The 21,018-nt window shown below is 46.5% G+C and carries 17 protein-coding genes; 9 read left to right on the top strand and 8 right to left on the bottom strand.

Features of this window, described 5'->3' with window-relative positions; all coding sequences use genetic code 11:
• The first annotated feature begins 1 nt into the window (after position 1).
• Positions 2-871, top strand: coding sequence for a translation elongation factor Ts (gene tsf / locus ACYRYY_RS08530; protein WP_460215179.1), 870 nt, complete (start codon positions 2-4; stop codon positions 869-871).
• 86 nt (positions 872-957) lie between these two features.
• Here tsf and ACYRYY_RS08525 read toward each other — a convergent pair whose 3' ends face one another.
• From ACYRYY_RS08525 to ACYRYY_RS08495, 7 genes are all read right to left on the bottom strand, one after another.
• The gene (locus ACYRYY_RS08525) at positions 958-2,016 is read right to left on the bottom strand and encodes an AI-2E family transporter (RefSeq protein WP_460215178.1); all 1,059 of its coding nucleotides are present in this window, start codon (positions 2,014-2,016) and stop codon (positions 958-960) included.
• Positions 2,017-2,076: 60 nt separating this feature from the next.
• Positions 2,077-2,901 carry a bifunctional transcriptional activator/DNA repair enzyme AdaA gene (locus ACYRYY_RS08520; protein ID WP_460215177.1) on the bottom strand — a complete coding sequence of 275 codons (825 nt, stop codon included), beginning with the start codon at positions 2,899-2,901 and terminating at the stop codon, positions 2,077-2,079.
• Positions 2,902-3,057: 156 nt separating this feature from the next.
• Entirely contained in the window at positions 3,058-3,249 is a 192-nt protein-coding gene (locus ACYRYY_RS08515; protein ID WP_460215176.1) for a YgaP family membrane protein, read from the bottom strand.
• A 51-nt stretch (positions 3,250-3,300) separates the two neighbouring features.
• Positions 3,301-6,516, bottom strand: a complete 3,216-nt coding sequence (locus tag ACYRYY_RS08510) for an efflux RND transporter permease subunit (RefSeq protein WP_460215175.1) — start codon at positions 6,514-6,516, stop codon at positions 3,301-3,303.
• Entirely contained in the window at positions 6,516-7,607 is a 1,092-nt protein-coding gene (locus ACYRYY_RS08505) for an efflux RND transporter periplasmic adaptor subunit (RefSeq protein ID WP_460215174.1), read from the bottom strand. The genes ACYRYY_RS08510 and ACYRYY_RS08505 overlap by 1 nt, the downstream gene beginning before the upstream one ends.
• A gap of 106 nt (positions 7,608-7,713) precedes the next feature.
• Positions 7,714-9,042, bottom strand: coding sequence for a TolC family protein (locus ACYRYY_RS08500; protein ID WP_460215173.1), 1,329 nt, complete (start codon positions 9,040-9,042; stop codon positions 7,714-7,716).
• On the bottom strand, positions 9,009-9,317 hold the full coding sequence (locus ACYRYY_RS08495) for an ArsR/SmtB family transcription factor (protein WP_128465293.1): 309 nt from the start codon (positions 9,315-9,317) through the stop codon (positions 9,009-9,011). Before ACYRYY_RS08495 ends, ACYRYY_RS08500 begins: the two co-directional genes overlap by 34 nt.
• Before the next feature lie 200 nt (positions 9,318-9,517).
• On the opposite strand from ACYRYY_RS08495, the gene ACYRYY_RS08490 reads away from it, so the two are divergent.
• The 7 genes from ACYRYY_RS08490 to ACYRYY_RS08460 all read left to right on the top strand — a co-directional run bounded on the left by ACYRYY_RS08490 (position 9,518) and on the right by ACYRYY_RS08460 (position 19,208).
• Entirely contained in the window at positions 9,518-9,811 is a 294-nt protein-coding gene (locus tag ACYRYY_RS08490) for a hypothetical protein (protein WP_460215172.1), read from the top strand.
• On the top strand, positions 9,811-11,178 hold the full coding sequence (locus ACYRYY_RS08485) for a TIGR01777 family oxidoreductase (RefSeq protein ID WP_460215171.1): 1,368 nt from the start codon (positions 9,811-9,813) through the stop codon (positions 11,176-11,178). Before ACYRYY_RS08490 ends, ACYRYY_RS08485 begins: the two co-directional genes overlap by 1 nt.
• Entirely contained in the window at positions 11,175-12,287 is a 1,113-nt protein-coding gene (locus ACYRYY_RS08480) for a hypothetical protein (protein WP_460215170.1), read from the top strand. The genes ACYRYY_RS08485 and ACYRYY_RS08480 overlap by 4 nt, the downstream gene beginning before the upstream one ends.
• Complete coding sequence (locus ACYRYY_RS08475) at positions 12,284-13,153, top strand: DMT family transporter (RefSeq protein ID WP_460215169.1); 870 nt, start codon at positions 12,284-12,286, stop codon at positions 13,151-13,153. The genes ACYRYY_RS08480 and ACYRYY_RS08475 overlap by 4 nt, the downstream gene beginning before the upstream one ends.
• A gap of 77 nt (positions 13,154-13,230) precedes the next feature.
• Positions 13,231-15,036 (top strand): response regulator, encoded by a 1,806-nt coding sequence (locus ACYRYY_RS08470; RefSeq protein WP_460215168.1) that lies wholly within the window; start codon positions 13,231-13,233, stop codon positions 15,034-15,036.
• A 41-nt stretch (positions 15,037-15,077) separates the two neighbouring features.
• Positions 15,078-16,112, top strand: a complete 1,035-nt coding sequence (locus ACYRYY_RS08465; protein WP_460215167.1) for an efflux RND transporter periplasmic adaptor subunit — start codon at positions 15,078-15,080, stop codon at positions 16,110-16,112.
• Between the two features lie 6 nt (positions 16,113-16,118).
• Complete coding sequence (locus ACYRYY_RS08460) at positions 16,119-19,208, top strand: efflux RND transporter permease subunit (RefSeq protein WP_460215166.1); 3,090 nt, start codon at positions 16,119-16,121, stop codon at positions 19,206-19,208.
• A gap of 9 nt (positions 19,209-19,217) precedes the next feature.
• Here the strand turns inward: ACYRYY_RS08460 and ACYRYY_RS08455 are convergent, their stop codons facing one another.
• Positions 19,218-20,663: an aminotransferase-like domain-containing protein gene (locus ACYRYY_RS08455; protein ID WP_460215165.1), complete on the bottom strand. Its 1,446-nt coding sequence runs from the start codon at positions 20,661-20,663 to the stop codon at positions 19,218-19,220.
• Positions 20,664-20,787: 124 nt separating this feature from the next.
• Here ACYRYY_RS08455 and ACYRYY_RS08450 point away from each other — a divergent pair, with 124 nt between their 5' ends.
• Positions 20,788-21,015, top strand: a complete 228-nt coding sequence (locus ACYRYY_RS08450; RefSeq protein WP_460215164.1) for a DUF2917 domain-containing protein — start codon at positions 20,788-20,790, stop codon at positions 21,013-21,015.
• The last annotated feature ends 3 nt before the right edge of the window (positions 21,016-21,018 follow it).

Below are 21,018 nucleotides of genomic sequence, written 5' to 3'. Positions count from 1 at the left end.
AATGGCAGAAATAACAGCAGCACTCGTAAAAGAACTTCGTGAAAAAACCGGCGCAGGCATGATGGACTGCAAAAAAGCCCTTGCCGAAACCGATGGTGATATGGATGCGGCTGTGGATTTCCTTCGTAAAAAAGGTCTTTCCGCAGCAGCTAAAAAAGAAGGCAGAATCGCAGCCGAAGGCGTTGTGGCTGACTGCCTTAAAGGAAATGTCGGTGTTATTGTTGAAATCAACTCTGAAACTGACTTCGTTGCAAAAAATGCAGACTTCCTTAACTTTACAAAACAGATAGCAGAAATCATAGCTGACAGCAATCCCGCTGATGTTGATGCTCTTCTTCAGATTCAGACAGGCGGCAAGCCCGTTTCTGAAGTCCTTACAGAAAAAGTGGCAACAATAGGCGAGAAACTCAGCATCCGCCGTTTCAAAAGATGCGAAGGCGGCAACATCGGCACTTACATCCACATGGGCGGAAAAATCGGTGTTGTTGTTGAGCTTGAAGGCGGAGACGCAGAACTTGCTAAGGATGTTTGCCTCCACGTTGCGGCATCAAACCCCAAGTTCCTTGACAGCAACTCTGTTGATCCCGAATACATAGCTAAAGAAGAAGAAATCTTCGCTGCTAAACTTGCTGAACAGGGCAAACCCGCAAACATGATCCCCAACATTGTTAAGGGTCAGGTTTCAAAACTCCTCAAAGAAGTGTGCCTTATTAACCAGCCCTTCGTTAAGGATCCCGACACCACAATAGAAAAGCTTGTTGCCGGAAAAGGCGCTAAGATAGTTTCCTTTACCCGTTTCCAGATGGGAGAAGGCATCGAAAAAAAGCAGGAAAACTTTGTGGAAGAGGTAATGAAACAGATCAAACAGTAAGCTGTTTCACTACTGCTTTCGGAGTAATGAAAAAAGTTCAGGGTCTGCTTCCTTAAAGGGGGCAGACCTTTTTTTTGATTAAATTTTTAGGCTTTTGCGGCTTTATCGGATTTTTCTGTTTTAATACGGTTCAGATACTCGTCACCCACAACTTTGATAAACGAAGCAACAGGCAGCGCAATAATCATACCGCCTATTCCCATGAGAGAACCGCCCGCCATCAGGGCAAAAATAACAGCAGTGGGGTGAAGCCCCAGAGACTCGCCGACAATTTTAGGTGTAACATAGTTGCTTTCCAGCGCCTGAACTACTGAAAAACCGGCTATCACCATGATCGGGTGCAGGAAATCTCCGTACTGAACGACCGCAAGCATAAGCGAGGCGGAGAAGCCAATCATAAACCCAAGGTAAGGCACAATGCTTAAAACACCGGAAATAAGCCCCAGAAGGATCGCAGGTTTTACCCCTGCGATGAGAAGCACTATTGTGTATGACACTCCGAGGAATATCGCCACAAGCACCTGCCCCCTGAAATATCTGCTCAAAAGTGAGTTAAAATGCATGAAATGCTTGGGATAGTCTATGCTTGATGCTCCGGAAAATTTATCGAACATCTTGTTTTTTATACTGCTGAAATCCTTAAGGAAGTAGAAAGTCAGAATAGGTATCAGGGCTATATTCAGCATAAGGCTTACCACTGTATTTACTGACTTCATCACCCCTTCTGCGGATGAAAGAAGCGTAGTACCTATGCCGGTGAGCTTGGGCAGCACCTGCTTCTGTATGTCTTCAAATGAAATATCAATTCCGAAACGGTCGGTGAGCATGTCCACAAGGCTGAAAAGCTTTTGAGAGTATGCAGGCAGAGCATCAGCGAGATGCACACTCTCCTGATATATCACGGGAACAAGAGAGCCGAAGAACAAAACACTGACAAATACTATGACCGCATAAAGAAGAATAATGGAAAGATAGCGGGGAACCTTTTTTCCTTCAAACCAGTTGATAAGCGGATCAAACAGATACGCAAGGAAGAAGGACACTGCAAAGATTGTCACAAGCGTCTGGAGCTTGATCAGCAGCAGAACAACAACCGCCAGCGCAACGACTATTACTATGTTTTTTACTGTGAAATCGAATTTCATAATATTCATATGCGGATATTACGGCAGGTTTCAGGCGGTGTAAACAGGAATTGAGAAACTCTATCCTTTTGTGCATGCCTCAAAGGCTATCATTGCCCGCTTTCTGGCAGAACCCCACCTGTATCCGGTGACTGCCCCTGTCTCACGCAATACCCTGTGGCAGGGAATAAGATAGCCTATGCGGTTTTGTCCCAGTGCAGTGCCCACAGCACGGGAGGCAGATGGCTGACCAATCATTTCCGCAACTCTGCCGTAACTGCTGAAAACACCGTAAGGCAGGCGGAGAACCGCAGTCCAAACCTTTATCTGAAAGTTAGTTCCCTTCATGAGAATTTTCAGTCTGCTCCCCTCCTCCGGTCTGAAGATGCTCCGCACTGTTTCCTCCGCTGCGCTGTCGTCTCTGACAAGTTTTGCGTTCTGCCAGTCCGACCGGAGGGTTTCTATGGCGCTGTTTTCATCGTCAGGAAAGCTAAAGGCGCATATACCCCTTTCAGTGACGCCAATAAGACTCATGCCGAAGGGTGTGGGCTGAAAACCGTATCTGATCACAAGCCCCTCGCCCATGTTTTTATATTCGCCGGGGGTCACGGCATCCACACTTACAAAGAGGTCATGAAGGCGTGACGGACCGCTCAACCCTGTTTCTATGGATGTTTCAAGCACTGAGCGTGATTCATCCAGAAGCCTTTTTGCAGATTCTATGGTGAGACACTGTAAAAAACGCTTAGGGCTTATGCCTGCCCATTCGGTGAACATTCTCTGGAAGTGGAACGGACTCAAACCGAGATGTGCGGCAACTGCTTCCAGAGACGGCTGTTCATCGGCATTTGCCTCAATGAACCTGATCGCTTTTTCTATCCTGTAATAATCCGCATAGCTCATCATTCACCTGTATACAGCTAGTCATAATGCCTTTACCTTGTGCCTGTCTTTCAGATATGAGAAGCAAAATAATCCGAAAAAGATCACCCATCCACCCGATTCTTGCGGGAAAAAAGAAAAGCCCCCGCCGGAAACTCCGGCAGAGGCTTGATTTGCTTTTTATTCCTTGGGGACGCCCATCTTGATCAGGATGTCTTCAAGCAGGCACCATTTTGTGAATGAGGACTGGAGCAGGTTCAGCCCCACAAAGGCAGCAAGGAGAAGCCACCATTGGTTTACCCATACGCCGAGGGCAAGGCTCACTAGAATCATTATTCCCGGTACAAGTCTTAAAATATCTTTAACTGTCATAGCTTTCACCTTTAAATTTTATTTTTTTTATATATATGCCTGAAAGGCGCCTTATTTTCTGAACCTTTCTTTCAGCTTATGGTATCTGTAATACGCCAGCGGTATCACAAGGAGCGTGAGTACGGTTGATACAAATGCCCCTGTTATCAATGATACACCAAGACCGGAGAAGATAGGATCAGGAAGCATGAACAGCGCACCGACAATTACCGTAACAGTTGTCAGCACAACGGGGCGTGTCCTTATGGCTCCTGACTGTATAACCGCTTCCTCAAACTGCTTTCCGTTTGCGACACCGTGGTTTATGAAATCTATAAGCAGAACTGAGTTACGCACCATAATTCCTGCAAGTGCCATGAAGCCTATCATACTTGTTGCGGTGAAAAACTCGCCGAACAACCAGTGTCCGGGAATTATCCCCAGAAGGCTTAAAGGGATGGGGATCATCATTATCACTGGCGTTACGAATGATTTAAACCAGCCCACAAGCACGAAATACATAATGACAAGCACAGCGGCAAAAGCCAAACCAAGGTCACGGAACACCTCGTAGGTTATCTGCCACTCACCGTCCCATTTGATAGAAGGAACATCAGTAAATTCCGGCGAGTTTGTCCAGAACTGCTGAATAGGCTCTCCGTTATAGGTTATATGAGCCACTCGCTCCTTCATTTTCAGTATGGCGTAAACAGGGCTTTCCTCCACCCCTGCCACATCTGCGGTGATGTATGTTACGGGCTGCATATTTTTGTGGTATATGGCTTTCTCCTTAACAGCATCCTCCACTCTTACAAGCTCGCTTAAGGAAACGGGCATCCCAGCCATGGAGATCAGGTGTATATCACGCAGACTGTTAAGTGCGTTCTTTTCCGTTTCGGGAAGCTGAACCATTATGCCCACGTCCTCCCTGTCACGACCTGTGTGCAGAACGCCCGCCTTCATGCCTTTGAGAGCCATGTAGAGAGTCTGGGAGACCATTTCGGATGAAACTCCCACAAGTGCCGCCTTCTCTTTATCAACAGTAAAGCTTAGCTGGCGCATGTCCGCTTCCTCGTAGGTGTCTATATCCACAACACCGTCTGTATCGTGGAAAACCTTCATCACCTGCGCCGCCACTTCTGCCCTTGTTTCAGCATCGGGACCGTAGATTTCAGCCACAAGTGTGGAAAGAACCGGAGGTCCGGGCGGAACTTCCGTCATTTTTACATTTGCGCCGTGTATTCCTGCTATCTCCCGAACAGGTTCACGGAGCTTCTTGGCGAGGTCGTGGCTCTTGAGCTTTCTTAGGCTTTTATCCACAAAGTTCACCTGAATATCTGCCATGTTCGGGGCGTTTCGGTGAAAATAGTGGCGCACCAGCCCGTTAAAGTTTATGGGGGCGTGGGTGCCGGAATATATCTGATAGTTAGCCACCTCATCCACAGTGGAGAGATAAGCGCCTATTTCCGTTGCCACGAGGGTTGTCTGCTCAAGGGGCGTGCTTTCGGGCATGTCTATTATTATCTGCATTTCGTTTTTGTTATCAAACGGGAGCATCTTCATCACAACCATTTTGGCGGGCACAAACATGAAAGCTCCGGCGAACAGCCCGACCATAACCAGCCCGAGGATTACCCTCTTGCTGAAGCTGTGCAGAAGCGGAGTAAGCATAAGGTTGTAGAACCTGTACATCTTTGTGCTTTTTATAAACTGATCCTCATCGATGTCCTCGTGTTCTTTGTGCTTCTGTTTACCAAGGAGCTTGTATGCCAGCCACGGAGTGATAACCAGTGCCACAAACAGAGAGAACATCATGGCAAGGGATGCTCCGATGGGCATAGGTTTCATGTAGGGTCCCATAAGCCCGCGGACAAAAGCCATGGGGTAAAGGGCTACTATGACTGTAACTGTGGCGAGGATGGTGGGGTTGCCAACCTCTCCCACGGCGTAGATCGCACGCTTCAGCATGTTCTTGGTGGACATCTTGAAGTGCCGCTCCATGTTTTCCACAACAATTATGGCATCATCCACCACAAGCCCGGTCACGAAGATAAGGGCGAACAGAGTTACCCTGTTCAGCGTATAGTCCAGCATGAAGTAAACAAACAGAGTCAGTGCGAAGGTTACGGGCAGTGCCACAAATACCACTGTTCCCGCACGCCAGCCCATAGTGACGGTCATAACAATAATAACTGCGATTATAGCGCCGAGGAGATGCTCAAGGAGTGTCATAACCTTGTCATAAGCTGTTTCGCCGTAGTTTCTGGTTACTTCTATATTAACGCCTTCGGGGATTATATAGCCTTTCAGCCCCTCAAGCTTGTTCAGCACATTGTCAGCAACCACAACAGAGTCGCTCCCTTTGCGTTTAGACAGGGAGACAGTAACAGCCTGATACCTGTCCGGGGATATGCTTTCATTGAAGCCCATCATGGTGTATGCGGAGGGGATTTCCGCTCCGTCTGTTATTTTTGCCACATCCTTAAGGAGAACAGCTTTCCCGTTGTGTGCCCCGACAACTGCGCTGCGCACTTCATCAGTATTTTTAAAAAAACCGCCGGCGGTTATATAGATAACTTCATTGTTCTGAACAATTTCTCCGGTGTTAAGGGATTTGTTGGATGATTCCAGAGCCTTGAAAAGACTGAAAAGGTCAAGGTTATACGCTTTGAGCTTTTCCATTTCCGGCTCGATCCTGAGAACACGCTTGTAGCCGCCGAGGATAGATGTTCTGGAGACGTCAGGCACTTCTTTAAGATATTTCTGCGCTTCTGCCGCAACACGGCGAAGCTCGAAGGCGTCCAGAGTTTCGGACCAGAGAGTAATGGAAATCTGCGGAACATCATCAATGGATTCCTTTTTGATCAGCGGGTTGAGAACACCATGGGGCATTCTGTCCATGTTGCTGTCTATCTTCATTTTGAGATTAGTGATGCTCTCTTCCTCATTCATCCCGACCTTAAAGCGGACAATAACAACGCCTATATCGTTTGAAGCGGTGCTGTAAACGTATTCCACTCCGGGAATTTCCCAGATAATTTCTTCAAGGGGCTCGGTGACTGTTTTTTCAACATTCTTGGCATCCGAACCGGGATACGGAACAATTATATCTATCATCGGAACAGTAATCTGCGGTTCTTCCTCTTTAGGAGTCATCACCACTGATGCTATGCCGATGAAAAGAGTTGCTATTATGAGAAGAGGTGTAAGCTTGTTTGTGATGAAAGCCGACGCCATACGTGAGGCGAAGTTCGGCTTCTCCTCTGTTACATCATGTTCGGGTTTCATTACATTGCCTCTATTATATCGCCTGTTCTTAAGGATGATGCGTTGTCTGCAACATAGGTTTCGCCTTCGCTGAGTCCGCTGATTATTTCAACACCTTCGTCAAAACTCTGTCCTGTTTTTACTATCCGCATGTCGGCACGGGCATCCTTCACAACAAAGATAACGGTAAGCTGCCCCCTCTGAACCACGGCGGTGGAGGGAACAACTATCTTTTCCCCTGTTCCGGTGGGGAGTATTACTTTCACGTACATTCCTGTGACAAAGCTGTCGTTTCCGTTCAGCTTTATGCGGAAATTGCGTGTGGCGGAATCGATGTCAGGGCTTATTTCGGTTATTTCGCTTTCACACCTGAAATTGATCGATTCAGCTTCAACCGCTGCTTTCATCCCTGTGTTGAGAGAATTGAAAAGGCTTTCATTTATATATGCGTAAACCACAGTTTCTTTTGAGCCGATTTTCAGTATAGGGCTGCCCGGAGCGGCAAGGTTGCCCGCATCCATAAGCTTTTCCAGAACAATGCCGTCAAAGGGCGCTCTTATGCCTGTGTATGAGAGATATGTATTTACCTCCGCAAACATTGCCTCCGCCTGGCGCTTCTTGGTGGCGGCCTGACGTACCTGCTCCTGAGCGAGGCTGTATTGTGCCTCGATCTGGTCATATTCCTGTCTGCTCACGCTGTTGTTTCTGATCAGGTTTGAATATCTCTGAAAGGTTTTTTCAGCCAGAGTGAGATTTACCTCTGCCTGCCTCAAACCTGTTTCAGCTTCGGCAACGGAGCTTTCTGCGAAGCGTTTCTTCTCTTCAAGCTCTCCGCTTTTGATGCTTACAAGCAGATCGCCTTTCTTAAAGGAATCGCCGGGAGCAAAGTTGACAGACTCAATATATCCCACGATCTTGGGTATGATCAGCGCTGTCTTATCGCTTGATACCGTGGCGGAAAATGTTCTGGAAGAAGGCACTTCAGCCTTTGCGGCAACAGCAGTGCGTGCCTTAACAGTGCGCACCTGAGGCTTTGCCGCCTCCTCCTTTTTCCCGTCGCTGCATGCAGCGGCAAACAGCAGTGCTGCAAAAAGAATGACAACTCTCCGCATTTTATATTCTCCTTAATAATTTTAAATTCCGTTTATATGAATTTTACGATATTTTAAACGCACTAACAAAAAAATCATATGCGCATATTTAAATTTTACACCATTTTTAGTTCAGAATGCCTGCCGCAAAGTGGAGCCCGGCTTTAGCAATGATAAGGTTATATTCTGACATGTAGAGAGAAAGCTCCGCCTGTCTGAGTTCCACTTCCCTGTCAAGCAGTTCTGTGACCTTGGAGAGGCCTTCCTTAAACCTGTTTTCTGTTATCTCAAGTGCGGCGTGTGCGCTCTGCACCTGTTTTTTTGCCGCTTCAAGCTGTTTTTCCGCAGCGAGAACAGAGTGATAAGCTTCTTTTACTTCAGATTTAATTTCAAGTTTCTTATCCGCTATGCGGTGAAGCATGGCGAGCTGAGATGCTTTGCTCTCTTTTATTTTGTTGTAGTCAGAACCGCCTTTGAAAAGGTTCAGATTAACCTGAGCGCCGAAGGTATAGCCTTCGGCGTTATTGCCGAAAAGTTCATCGTCATTCCGCTGATAGTCAGCAAAAAGGGCAACTTCAGGCATAAGGGCTGATTTTGACTTTTTGACTTCGTAGTCCGCAGTTTTAGCATACTGCTCCATGGCTTTGAGATCCTGCCTTTCCGTTGCAGCAAGGGCTATGTATTTTTCAATATTTTCCTCAAAGGAAAACTCAGGGTCTTCCCACACTACGGCTATTTCATTGTCCGTGTCCAGAAGTCTCTGGAGCTGGCTGGAAGCAACGGCAAGGTTCTTTTCCGCTTCCTTGACAGCCTGATCATTTCTTAGAAGATAGGTTTCCGCCACAAGCAGATCGCTCATGACTATCAGACCATTGTCATAGAAGTCTTTTGTCATGGCGTAGTATTTTGCTGTTCTGCCGTATGACACCTTCACGGTGGAAAGCGCTTTATCAGCAAGGGCAAGCCCGAAGAAAGCCCTGTTGAAGCTGTATATTGTGTTCTGGCGGACTCTTTCTGCGGTTTCAAGGGAAGCCTTGTGCGCAGCACCTGCCTGTTTGGCTCCGTAGTGAATCTGCCCGCCGGCGAGAACCGGTTGAACTATCTCAAGCTTTGTCCTGTAGTTTGTAACTCTGTCCGAAGGATCGGCAAGCTCATCGATGAAATACGTCATGTCAAACCGCCCCTGTGCCATCTTGGCAAATGCGGCGTTTGAAGGCTCATCCGTGTTCATCCATGTTTCGCTGAACGTCACTCTGGGCATATAACCGCCCACAGCCTGACGCATGCGGTATTCAGCTCCTTCCGCGTCCGCTTCGTAAGCTTTAATCAGTCTGCTGCTGTTGAGGGCTTTTTCTTTGCCCTCTTCATACCCGAGGCGTTCAGCCCCTTGAGCAGATGCGGAAAAAAGCAGAAAAAGGGCTATCAGTCCTCCGGATGACAGTCTCCCAAGTCGCATCCCGTTTCCTCCATGAGTATTTTGAGCATTTTTTTGATCGCTTCGTCTTCTATGCTGTAGCAGATACTTGTGCCGTCTCTGCGTCCTTTAATTATTCCCTTGTTTTTAAGAATAGCCAGATGCTGGCTTGTGGTTGCCTGAGGAATTTTAAGCCCTTTGCATATTTTGGTAACATTGCACTCGTTCCCCATGAGTCCCATGACAAGTTTAAGCCTCACAGGATGCCCCAGTGCCTTGAGCTTTTCTGAATAAATGTCAAGCCATGATAAATCCATGTTCTCCTCCGAATAAACTTTAGTTTATATATGGATATTTATATATATAACATGAGACAAATGTCAACCTCAATTATGAAAAATGTAAATTAGAGGCAAGTTTTTTTATTTCACAACTAAAAGTTTTCAGGTTAAGCAAAATTTTGACAAATGTAATTTGCTTTTCAGCCGATTTATTTCTGGTAAACTTCAGGTAATGTATGGAAACAGTATTTATAAAAGTTGACAGATTTCTTCTGCCCCATGTTCAGGGTTATATAGACCACGTAAAGAAGGCCTGCGGGGACATTTGTGCCCTTTCCTCATCTGGCGGGCTGGATGAGATCTCTCTCCTTGCGCATAGAATGAAGGGTGAAGGGAGTGCCTACGGACTGGATGAGGTGTCCGCCGCAGGGAAAGATATCATGAGCCTCGCAGAAGCGGGAGACGCTGCCGGCGTGCGGGAGCGAGCTTTGTCATTAATTAAATATCTTGAGAGAGTTAAGGTGATCTGATGGCTGTTTTCAGAAAAAGAAAGTCCTTTGACTGCCCCAGAGAGCAGCTTTTTGACTGGCATGGACGCTACGGAGCCATAGGCAGGCTTGTACCCCCATGGGAAAAGGTAAATGTTCTGGAGCGTATGGGCGGCATAGGTGACGGCTCAAGTGTTAAAATGAGAGTTAAGGCGGGACCCTTCAGCACGGAATGGCACGCATTACACAAAAACTATAAATACCCTGAAGAGTTTACGGATGTGATGCTCAAGGGACCTTTTAAAGAGTGGGAACACCGCCATGTATTTTTTGAATGCGGCGGCGGAAGCGCCATTGAAGACTGTGTAACCTATAAGCTTCCCCTGTCTCCTGTTTCAGACATAATAGCCGGAAGGTATGTGACAAAAAAGCTGGAAAAGATGTTTGCCTACCGCCACAGAGTGACGGAAGGGGACATAAACTTTATTAATAAATATAAGCCCCGCAAGCTGAATATAGTTGTTTCAGGCGCAGGCGGGCAGATTGGGCGGTATCTTGTGCCGTTTCTCACCACACAGGGGCACAGTGTTAAAAGGCTTGTCCGCCGCCAGAGCGATTCTGAATTTGAATTTTCATGGAACCCCGATACATGCGAAATAGACAACTGCTTCGGCGGGTGCGATGCGGTAATTCATCTCGCCGGAGAGCCCATAGGCGAAGGGAGATGGTCAAAATCCAAAAAGAAAAAGATAACAGACAGCCGTGTGGAAGGCACAAAGCTTATTGCAGAGTTTATATCAAAGATGGACACTCCGCCGCCTGTGCTGATATGCGCTTCTGCCATAGGATATTACGGCGACAGAGGTCAGGAACTTCTGGATGAGCATTCCCCAGCCGGCGAAGGCTTCATTGCTGATGTATGCAGACAGTGGGAGGAAGCGGCAAAACCCGCCGCCGACAAAGGTATAAGGGTTGTTTTTGCCCGTATAGGCGTTGCTCTCACACCTTCAGGCGGCGCTTTGGAGCGTTTTCTGCCTTTTTTCAGAGCTGGTCTGGGCTGCTTCCCCGGCAGGGGAGATCAGGTTCTGAGCTGGGTGGCTATGGATGATGTTGTCAGGGGCATAGCCCACTGCATACATAATGAGGAAGTGGAAGGCGCAGTGAACCTTACCGCACCTGAACAAGTGACGATGAAGGAGTTTGCCCGTACACTGGGAAAAGTGCTGGGGAGAAAAGCACGCTTCCGGATTCCCGCATGGCTTGTAAAGCTTGTTTACGGACAGATGGGCAGGGAAGTTTTGCTTTCCGGAGCAAGGGTTAATCCTAAAAAAATGGTGGATACGGGGTATGAATTCGGGTATCCTCGCCTTGAGACAGCTTTAAGGCATCTCCTCGGAAGGATACTATGACACGGAACACCAAGCTACTTTTCTCTATAATGATGACCGTCGCCCTGCTCTTCGGATATATGTTTCACTTTTTCCCGGGACACCACTTTGAGCGGCTCCATATTTTTCTTTTCAACCTCTGCACAGGCGGAACAATAGTCCTCTATTTCACAGAAGGGCTGGGAGAACCCAGCGGCAAAGTGAAAGCGTTTTTCGCTCTTTCATTCATATATGCAATACTGTCATCATTTGAGCTTTATGCTCCTGCGATAGTGGTTTCTCTGTGCATGATCCCCATTGTGGAATACATAAGAATAAAGAAATTTTCCTTATTTCCCTCGGATTTTTTCACAACAAAAGTTCCCACAGCAGTGAAGTTTCATCAGGCTTCCCTTCTGTGCCTCTCCATGGGTCTGCTTATCTCGGCATTTGCCATAGTTAATGAAGAGTATGTGCGTGTGCTGGATTTTGAAAAGCTTACGCTTAACACTTTTTTCCTCGGTTTTTCTTTTCCTTTATCACTTATAACATTCAGCCTTATATTCACCCTCATGCACAAGGGGCGTACTCCGTTTAAACGCTTCCTCAAGCTTATGAGCTTCTGGGTTATCAATCTGGGGGTGATTATATTTTTTGTTTTCATCCTCATGGAGTCCGTGGTGCTTGAGCTTGTGGTGTCCTCCGTTCTGTTCATTGCTGTGTGCAATGTTCTGATAATGTATGTGACACTTGGAATGAAAGAGCAGCAGAAGACCTTTCTTACATCAGGTATTTTTTTCTTAATGGTCACCGCTGTTACCGGGATAGTTTACATAATGCTGTACTCCCTTGATCTTAACAGCCCGGAAAACAAAGCCCTTGTGCTTAACTACCACCGTATAGCGGCTCTTTACGGCTGGAACTTAAGCGGTCTTGCCGTTATATGCAGGTTTAATGACTTTCCCATAAGGCTTCATTCAGGTAAAACAATTCTTCTCCACTGGATAATCGTTATGCTTCTTGCTCCTCTGGGCTATTATTATGCCTCTGCGGGAATAGCTGCGGTAATCGGTTATGCCTTCTTTCTCCGCAGCCTGTTTTTCAGCACCGGAACAGAGCAGATACCGTCTTTTGAAAGGAATCCGTCTTGACAAATACACTGCGTTCGCCTCTTGCCGCACTCACGGCTGGGGCTTTTATCATAAGCTTTTCTTCCATATTCTCACGTCTCTCCAGTGAAGCTCCGGTGGTAAACGGCTTTTACCGTATGTTCTTCGGGGCGGTTTTCCTTATTTTCCTTGCTCTTCTCACAGGCAGCCGTTTCAAAGCGGGACGCTCAATGGTTTATTCGGCTTTAGCAGGTGTTTTGCTGGGAACAGATATGGTTTTCTGGCATACGGGCATAGAGTATGTGGGACCCGGTTTATCCACTTTACTTGCAAATTTTCAGGTGTTTTTCCTCGCTTTTTATGAAATTTCCGTTGAGAAAAAGCCAGCCTCAAAGCGGCTGTTTGCATCAATGCTTCTTGCTGTGGCAGGGCTTTATCTGCTTGTGAGCCCCGGCTGGAACGCAGGAGAGGATTTTCAGAAAGGTGTGTTTTTCAGCCTGACAGCAGGAATGTTTTATGCTTTTTTTACCATTTTCATAAAAAAATCATCTCAGGTAGTTAATCCGCTTGAAAAAACAGCCTCAATAGCATCAGCTTGCGCCGCAAGTGCGGTTTTTCTCTTTGCAGGGACATTCTTAATGGGTGAAAACCTTATTGTGGAAAGCACAGGAGATCTTGGAATCCTGCTGGTTTACGGGATAGTCTGTCAGGGTGTGGGATGGGTTCTTATCACTGGCGGTATAAGGTCCGTTCGTTTAAGCATAGTCGGGCTTGTGCTTCTTTTGCAGCCCACTCTTTCCTGGGTCTGGGAGGTTATAATATTTTCAAAATCTGTGGCGGCAACAGACATTGCCGGCGCTTTACTTGCAATGATCGCTATATATCTCGGAAGCGTTTCAAAGAATTAGTTTTTATTGTTATTTTTCCCTAGGTCTCGCAAAAATAATTATTTAATGTTAGAATTAATTAAATAAGAGAGTCTTTTGTGAAAAGAAAAATATTTATTCTGAATTTTCTTGCTGTTGTAATTCTCGTTTTCTCCATTTCCGCCGCAATTTTGCACAGAGCGGATGATTCTGTGCGTTCTAACATCGAAGAACAGAGAAAAACTGTCCGTACTCAGATAGGCGATAAGCTGAAAAGCTTTGATCTGTTCATGCTGGTTATTGCCTCTAAAATGGAAGAACGTGCGGAAAAAGCCCTTCTTGAGATTAATACTGTCCTTGGGGACTCTGCTGCAAAAGGAATAGGTGCCGAACCTGATACCCTTCGCAGACTTGCTGATGAAAAAGGTGTGGGAGAGATATATCTTATAAACTCAAACGGTATTGTTTTCAGCACATCCAACCGCAGAGAACAGGGGTTCAGCCTTGTAAAAGCCGGTAAAACCCTCAGCGCCTTTCTAAGCACTGTCTACGGAAGCGGAGAGTTTGCTCATGGAAGGATCAGTGTGGGCATGGTCTCCGGCAGGGCGGCTATGTTCTCTTACTATAGCCCGAAAGGAAGCCGGTATATAGTGGAAACAGCAGTTTATCTCGAAGATTATCTCGCTGAACAATACGGCGTTCGGCTATATGAATACTTTTTCAGAGATTTCTTTAACGATTTAATACAATCCTGCGTTTATACAAAGAGTATAGATGTTTTTACCAAATTCCGTGTATCAGGTTATTCACTTTTCAATTTTAAGAAAGAGTTTCCCCTTGAAGGTTCGTACATTGACCGTCTGAAAGAAGGGAGCGTAATTGAAAAAAGAGACGGGGATACGCTTTATGAATACTCCGCATTCCGCCTGGAGAATTCCGAAGGCGGATTTGCCGAAACATATTATATGGAAGTGGTGTACGATTTTTCAAAAGCCGGAGACTCCGTTATGAAATCTGCGTATGCTGCTGTTTTGTCGGTAGGCTTAAGCGGAATTCTTCTGTTTCTTTTTCTTAATTGCGCTTTGGCCGGGTACGGGCAGCGGGGTTCTCAGAAAAATGCTTCCGGTGTGTATCCGGATGACGATGACAAAGCGTCTCTACCTGATAGTGAAGGATCGAATTACGCCGATGGTAGAGAGAAAGGAAGCTACCGCATCCTCCTTGCAGATGACTCGGAGTACAACAGGTTTGTAACCGAATCTTACCTTGAAGGAACTGAATGCACGCTGGATTACGCTGAAAGCGGTTTTGCAGCACTTGAGAAATTCACAGTCAATAAGTACGACATGGTGCTGACTGATATACAGATGCCCGGAATGGACGGATATGAACTGACCAGAAAAATAAGGGCATTTGAAGCATCAACAGGCATGAAGCGCACTCCGGTTATAGCAATCACCGCCTATGATCTTGAGCGTGAAGCCAAGAGATGCCTTGAGGCGGGCTGCGATGCCTATGTAGCAAAGCCGCTCAACAGGGATATGCTGCTGAAAACCATGTCGATCTTCCGTGAAGGGCAGATAGATAAGCCGTCCATGCCCGCAGAAGGGGAGGACGGGCTGATCACTGTGATTGTAAAATCTGAGTTCAGCGAAGTGACACCTTTGTTTTTAAAAGACCTGAAAGAAACTCCGTCAAAAATCCGGAATCTGTTGGAAAATGAAGACTTTGAATCGATCCAGTTCATCGGGCACAGGCTCAAGGGTGAGGCAAAAACATTCGGATTTGAACCTGTCAGCGATTACGGGCTCTATATTCAGGGAGCGGCGATACGCAGAAACAGTGCCAAGATAGAGGAGATCGCCGGAGATCTGCATGAATACTCATCAAAAATAAGGCTTATTTTTGACAAAAAAAGTGTATGATTTCTTTTTAAGCTTCGATTGTTTTAAATTACGGAGAATCCATGAGAATTTTATTAATACTTATTATAGCATTAACAGTTTATGCTTGCGGAAGCCAAAAACCGGAACAGACTGAACCAACTGAAAAAGTTGAAAAACCGGTGGACATACGTACTGCTGTTCTTGAAAAACAGAATATAAAAGATTTTTTCACTCTTCCCGGAAATGTGGAGGCGTGGGAGTCAGCGACTGTCTCAGTTGATCTGGCAGGGACTGTCATAAAAACCTACGCTGAAGAGGGCGATAGGATTGCGAAGGGTTCTCCCGTGATCAGCCTTGATACCTCCACATATGAGGCGGCAGTGGATAACAGCCGTGCTGCCCTCTCCCTTGCCGAAAAAGAATATAACAGAGCAAAGCTGCTTTATGAGAGTGACGCTGTAAGCAAGCAGACCTATGATCAGGCTCTCGCCACCTTGGAGCAGGCGGCAGCAGATTTACGTTATAACAGTGCGCAGCTTGGGAAGGCTGTACTCAAAAGCCCTTTTACCGGCTGGCTTGACAGGCGGCATGTTGATACGGGTGAATATGTGGCTCCGGGTGATCCTGTTGCTGTTATTGTAAACACTGACCGCATGCAGCTTATTGTGGATGTGCCTGAAAAGGATGTTAGGTATCTTAAGGAAGGTACGCAGACAGAGCTTTTTGAAGCGGAAGTCAATAAAAACGGGGCAGAATTCACAGGCAAAATTATTTATATAGCCAAACAGGCGGAATCAGCCACCAAAACATACAGAGTGAAAATTGAGATAACTTCAGGCATAGAAAAGCTCCGTCCGGGGATGATAATCCGTGCGAAGTTCCTCCGCAGGGAATACACGGATGTCTTTGTAATTCCTGTTTTCAGTGTTGTAGATAAACAGGAAGGCAAGGTTGTTTTTGTTGAAAAAGACGGCAGAGCCGTGTCTATCCCTGTATCTGTAACCTCTGTTATCGGCAGCCAGGCTGTGATTGAGCAGGGGCTTAATGAGGGCGACAGACTGATTGTCAAGGGGCAGCATTTTGTGGCGGACGGCTCAAAGGTTCAGGCGGAGTAATATTATATGCTTATAACAGATGCCTCCCTGAAAAGGAAAAGTACAGTTTTTGTACTGATGATTCTGTTTATTATCATTGGTATGTACTCATACATAACCCTCCCCCGTGAATCGGATCCTGATATTACCATTCCCTATGTTCTTGTGATAACTGAGTATGAAGGTGTGGCTCCGGAAGATGTTGAGAGCCTTATCACTCTGCCCATAGAGCGTAAGCTTAAGGGGATCAAGAACGTCAAGGAGATAAGAGCGACAAGCTCCGAGGGCGCATCAATAATCGTTGTGGAATTCATAGCAGATACAGATATAGACAACGCTATGCAGTGGGTGCGTGACAAGGTGGATCAGGCTAAAGGCGATCTTCCCACGGATTTAGAGAATGACCCGTTGATAATGGAGATAAACCTGTCGGAATTCCCCATCATGAAGATAGCCATTCACGGTGATGTGCCGGAGTATATACTCAAGGACGTGGCGGAGGATCTCAAGGATGAGCTTGAAAGTGTTCAGGGTGTGCTTGAGGTCGTTATAAACGGCGGACGGGAAAGAGAGATCCGTGTCGTATTCGATCAGGAGCGTCTCACCGCCTATGGTCTTTCATTCAGTGAGATAGCCGCTGCGGTGCAGAGAGAAAATGTTAATATTCCCGGCGGAACAATGGATATGGGCGGCGGGAAGTATCTCCTGCGTATTCCCGGTGAGTTCAAAGATCCGGCTATCATAGATAACCTTGTTCTTCTGGCAAGGAACGGAAAACCAATATATCTCAAAGATATTGCCCATGTTGAAGATACCTTTGAAGATCGTGAAAGCTCATCACGCCTTAACGGTGATTTAGCAGTATCCATAGAAATAAAAAAACGTGCAGGCGAAAATATAATCGAAGTTTCCAACCACGTTAAACAGATTCTGGAAATAGCCGGTACACTTGTTCCCGCCGGAGTTAACCTGACCATAACAGAAGATCAGTCTGACGATATAAGACTCATGGTTGAAGAACTTGAGAACAATATCATGTCCGGTCTGGTGCTTGTCATTCTTGTTCTTTTTATGTTTCTCGGCAAACGCAGCTCTATCTTTGTGGCGGCTGCAATACCCTTTTCCATGCTTTTATCTTTTGCCGTGCTGCAAATAATGGGAATCACGCTGAACATGGTTGTTCTTTTCAGCCTTATTCTGGCCTTGGGCATGCTTGTGGATAACGCCATAGTAATTGTGGAAAACATTTATCGCCATATTCAGGAAGGTAAGGAAAGAGACGAGGCTGTCTCCATTGCCGCATCAGAAGTGGGCTGGCCTATCATAAGCTCAACTGTTACCACCCTTTGTGCGTTTGCACCCATGCTTTTCTGGCCGGATATTATGGGCGAATTCATGAAGTTTCTGCCTCTGACGCTGATAATTACCCTTACATCATCACTGTTTGTTGCTTTGGTGTTCAACCCTGTGATATGTGCGGTTTTCATGTCAAAGAAAAAAGAAAAGGCATACGAGGATACGGGAAAAGACCCGCTGTTTGTGCGTATGTATGTTAAAAGTCTTGATTTTGCCCTCCGCAGAAGATGGATAGCTGTTCTGGGCGCCTTTGGCGGAATGTTTGTGATACTCGTTTTGTTTGGCGCTTTCAACAGCGGAGTAGAGCTTTTTCCCGATACTCAGCCCAAGCGTGCATATGTTGCGATAAAGGCTCCCGAAGGCACAAGGCTTGAAGTCACAGACAGCTATGTAAGTATAGTGGAACAGATGGTTATGGCGGAGAAGGATGTAAAATACGTCATAGCCGATACAGGCATAACACCAAGCGGTGAGGAAGGCTCAAGCAGGCTTTCAAACCACGGGCGTGTCAGCATCCGTTTCCATGAAAAGGACGACCGTGAAGGGGACAGCAGTGCTGTTCTGGACAGGCTGCGTGAACAGCTCAAGTTTTTCCCCGGAGCGGAAATAAAGGTGGAAAAAGAGGAAAACGGACCCCCAGTGGGTGATCCTGTGAGCATAGAGATAGGCGGAGAGGATGTAGGCGTTCTGGAGCGCATTACGGAACAGGTTAAGGCAGAAGTGAAAGAGGTTTACGGCATTGTGGATCTCAAAGACAACCTTGTTAAATCCAAACCGGAGATCAGGGTACGTGTGGACAGAGAAAAGGCTGCTCTTCTGGGTCTTTCCACTTCAGACATATCATACACTCTCAAGGCGGCAATAGGCGGCTATAAGCTGGGCGTTTACCGTGAAGGTGAAGATGAGTATGACATAATGGCTCGTCTGCCGGAGAATAGAAGACAAAGTGTCGCCGACGTGGCAAATCTGCTGGTTCCTAACTCAAACGGTGATCCTGTGCCCCTTTCGGAAGTGGCACAGGTGGAAACCGGCACAGGGTACGGCTCTATTAAACGTAAAGACGGCAAGAGGGTTGTCACCGTCAGTGCGGGAGTCGAAGGAAGAAACAGTAACGATGCTTTGCAGGAAATTACGCAGAGAGTTGCGAAAATAGAGCTGCCGAACGGCTACAGTATAAAATATTCCGGAGAGCAGGAGGAGCAGCAGAAAGCAACGGCATTTCTGGAAAAGGCGTTTATCATAGCTCTTTTCCTCATTGCTCTTGTACTTGTTACGCAGTTTAACTCCATACGCCAGTCAGGCATAGTTCTCACATCCGTGGTGCTTTCTCTCTCCGGTGTTCTCATGGGGCTGCTCATAATGCGGATGCCTTTCGGAATCATTATGACGGGTGTGGGGGTGATATCCCTCGCAGGCGTAGTGGTAAACAATGCCATAGTGTTGATAGATTACGCTAATCAGCTCAGGGCATCGGGCATGGATTCTGAAGAGGCGATACGCACAGCGGGGAGAACACGTCTTCGTCCTGTACTGCTTACAGCCGTTACAACCATTCTGGGTATGCTCCCCATGGCGACAGGGGTCAGCTTCAGCTTCCGCAGGCTCGCATGGGAGATAGGTTCTGAAACTGCGGAATGGTGGAGTTCAATGGCAGTTGCCATAATATTCGGGCTGTCATTTGCCACAGTGCTTACCCTTATTGTTGTTCCTGTGCTTTACTCATATGCTTCAACAGGAATTTTCAGAAGGAAAAAAGCCTGAAAGATTATATCAGACGGAGCGGTTATTCTGTGAAATGACCGCTTCCGCCGCCATAGCGCCGAGCTTTTTCAATGCTTCGGTATGTTTTTTATCAAGGGGGCTGCCGCAGTTCAGCCGTATGAAGTTTCTGTACCTGTCCTGCGCAGTGAAGAGAAAGCCGGGAACTGTGCCTATACCCTCTTTTACCGCTGATTCATAAAGCAGAAACGAATCTGTGCCTTCGGGAAGCTCCACCCAGAGTATGAATCCGCCTTTCGGGTTTGAAACCCTTGTGCCTTTTGGGAAAAAATCAATAATATACGACCTGTAAGCTGCGACCTGATTTCTGTACACTCGCCTGATTCTGTTCAGGTATCTGCTGTATTTTCCAGAGGCGAGGTAATCGCACAAGGCAAGCTGCGGCAGGCGGGAAGTATCAAGCACGGTGGAGATCTTTTTATCCATAACCTGCTTAAAATATTTGCCGGGGCATATCCACCCGACCCTGAACGAGGGCGAGATTGTTTTGGTAAATGAGGAAACATAGATCACATTTCCATTCTTATCAAATGATGACAGACACTTAGGTCTGTGCCCCTCATGGCAGAGTTCGCCGTAGACATCATCCTCAACAATAGGGACATTCTTCTCTGCACAAATTTCCACAATCCGCTTTTTATCCTCATCAGGAAGAGTCCCGCCGAGGGGGTTGCTGTAGTTAGGCTGTATAAGAAGTGCCTTAACGCTGTATTTTTCCAGAGCGTCCTTCAGCCTGTCAGGATCCATACCGTGATCGGGGCGTGAAGGAACTTCAATGACATACATGCCCATTGATTCAAGGGCGTGGAGATGACCGAAATGAAGAGGTGATTCTACCGCTATGTAATCTCCGGGTCCGGCGAGAACACGAAGAATATGGCTGAGGCTTTCTGTAGTGCCGGTGGTGATGATAATATCATTAGGGGAAACCTCCACACCTGCGGAGAGCATATGCATGGAGATGCAGCCCCTGAGCTGGGCGTTGCCTCTGAAATCCTCGAATGAGTTGTAGTCGGGGTTATGGTTTAGTATATGCTTCATGGTTTTGGCAAGTTCAGCAGATGGCAGCATAGAGATGCAGGGTGATGCTCCGCCGAACTGTATGAGGCTTCTGTCAGCCATTGCGTTGCATACGTTGTATATCATGCTGAATTTATCAACCCTTGCAGCGGTTATTTTTCTTTCGGAGGATATACCCGCCACAGGAATAGAGTTATCGGCGGATACGTAAAAGCCGGACTGCGGACGTGATTCCAGAATACCCTGATGCTCAAGCTCCACATACGCCTTCATTATGGTGGACACACTCAAACCTGTGTCAGAACTCATTTTTCTGATCGAAGGTACTTTGTCTCCGGGTTTAAGCCCGTTTGCGGAGATAATTTTCTTTATGCGGCTTTGGACTTCTTCATATTTATAAACACAGTGTCTATCCATAATTCTTCTCTCTGTAAAAACTGTTATGTATACATTTCAAAAAAACTGTAACTGTCATTATATACAGTTTTATTATATTAATTTTCCAACGTAAAGATCAAAAGTAGATAAGGAGGGCGCAGGGATGAGCGTGAAAAGTTTCAGAATGACTCTTGGGAAAGATAAGATGATGTCAGTAAACGGTATTAAAAGCGCAGACCTGTCCTGTGAGAAAGGCAAACTCTGGATAACCGGAACAAGGGAAGGAGATATTATGCTCACAGGCGGGCAGAAGATCAGCCTTCGTCCTGTTGATGCCCTGGTCATTCAGAGCGGAAGAGAAGATTCACATTTTACAATGGAAGTAAGGTAGTTT

Source organism: Geovibrio sp. ADMFC3 (genome assembly GCF_054687035.1).
Note: the sequence above shows the minus strand (reverse complement) of the source record. Positions and strands in the feature narration are given on the sequence as shown.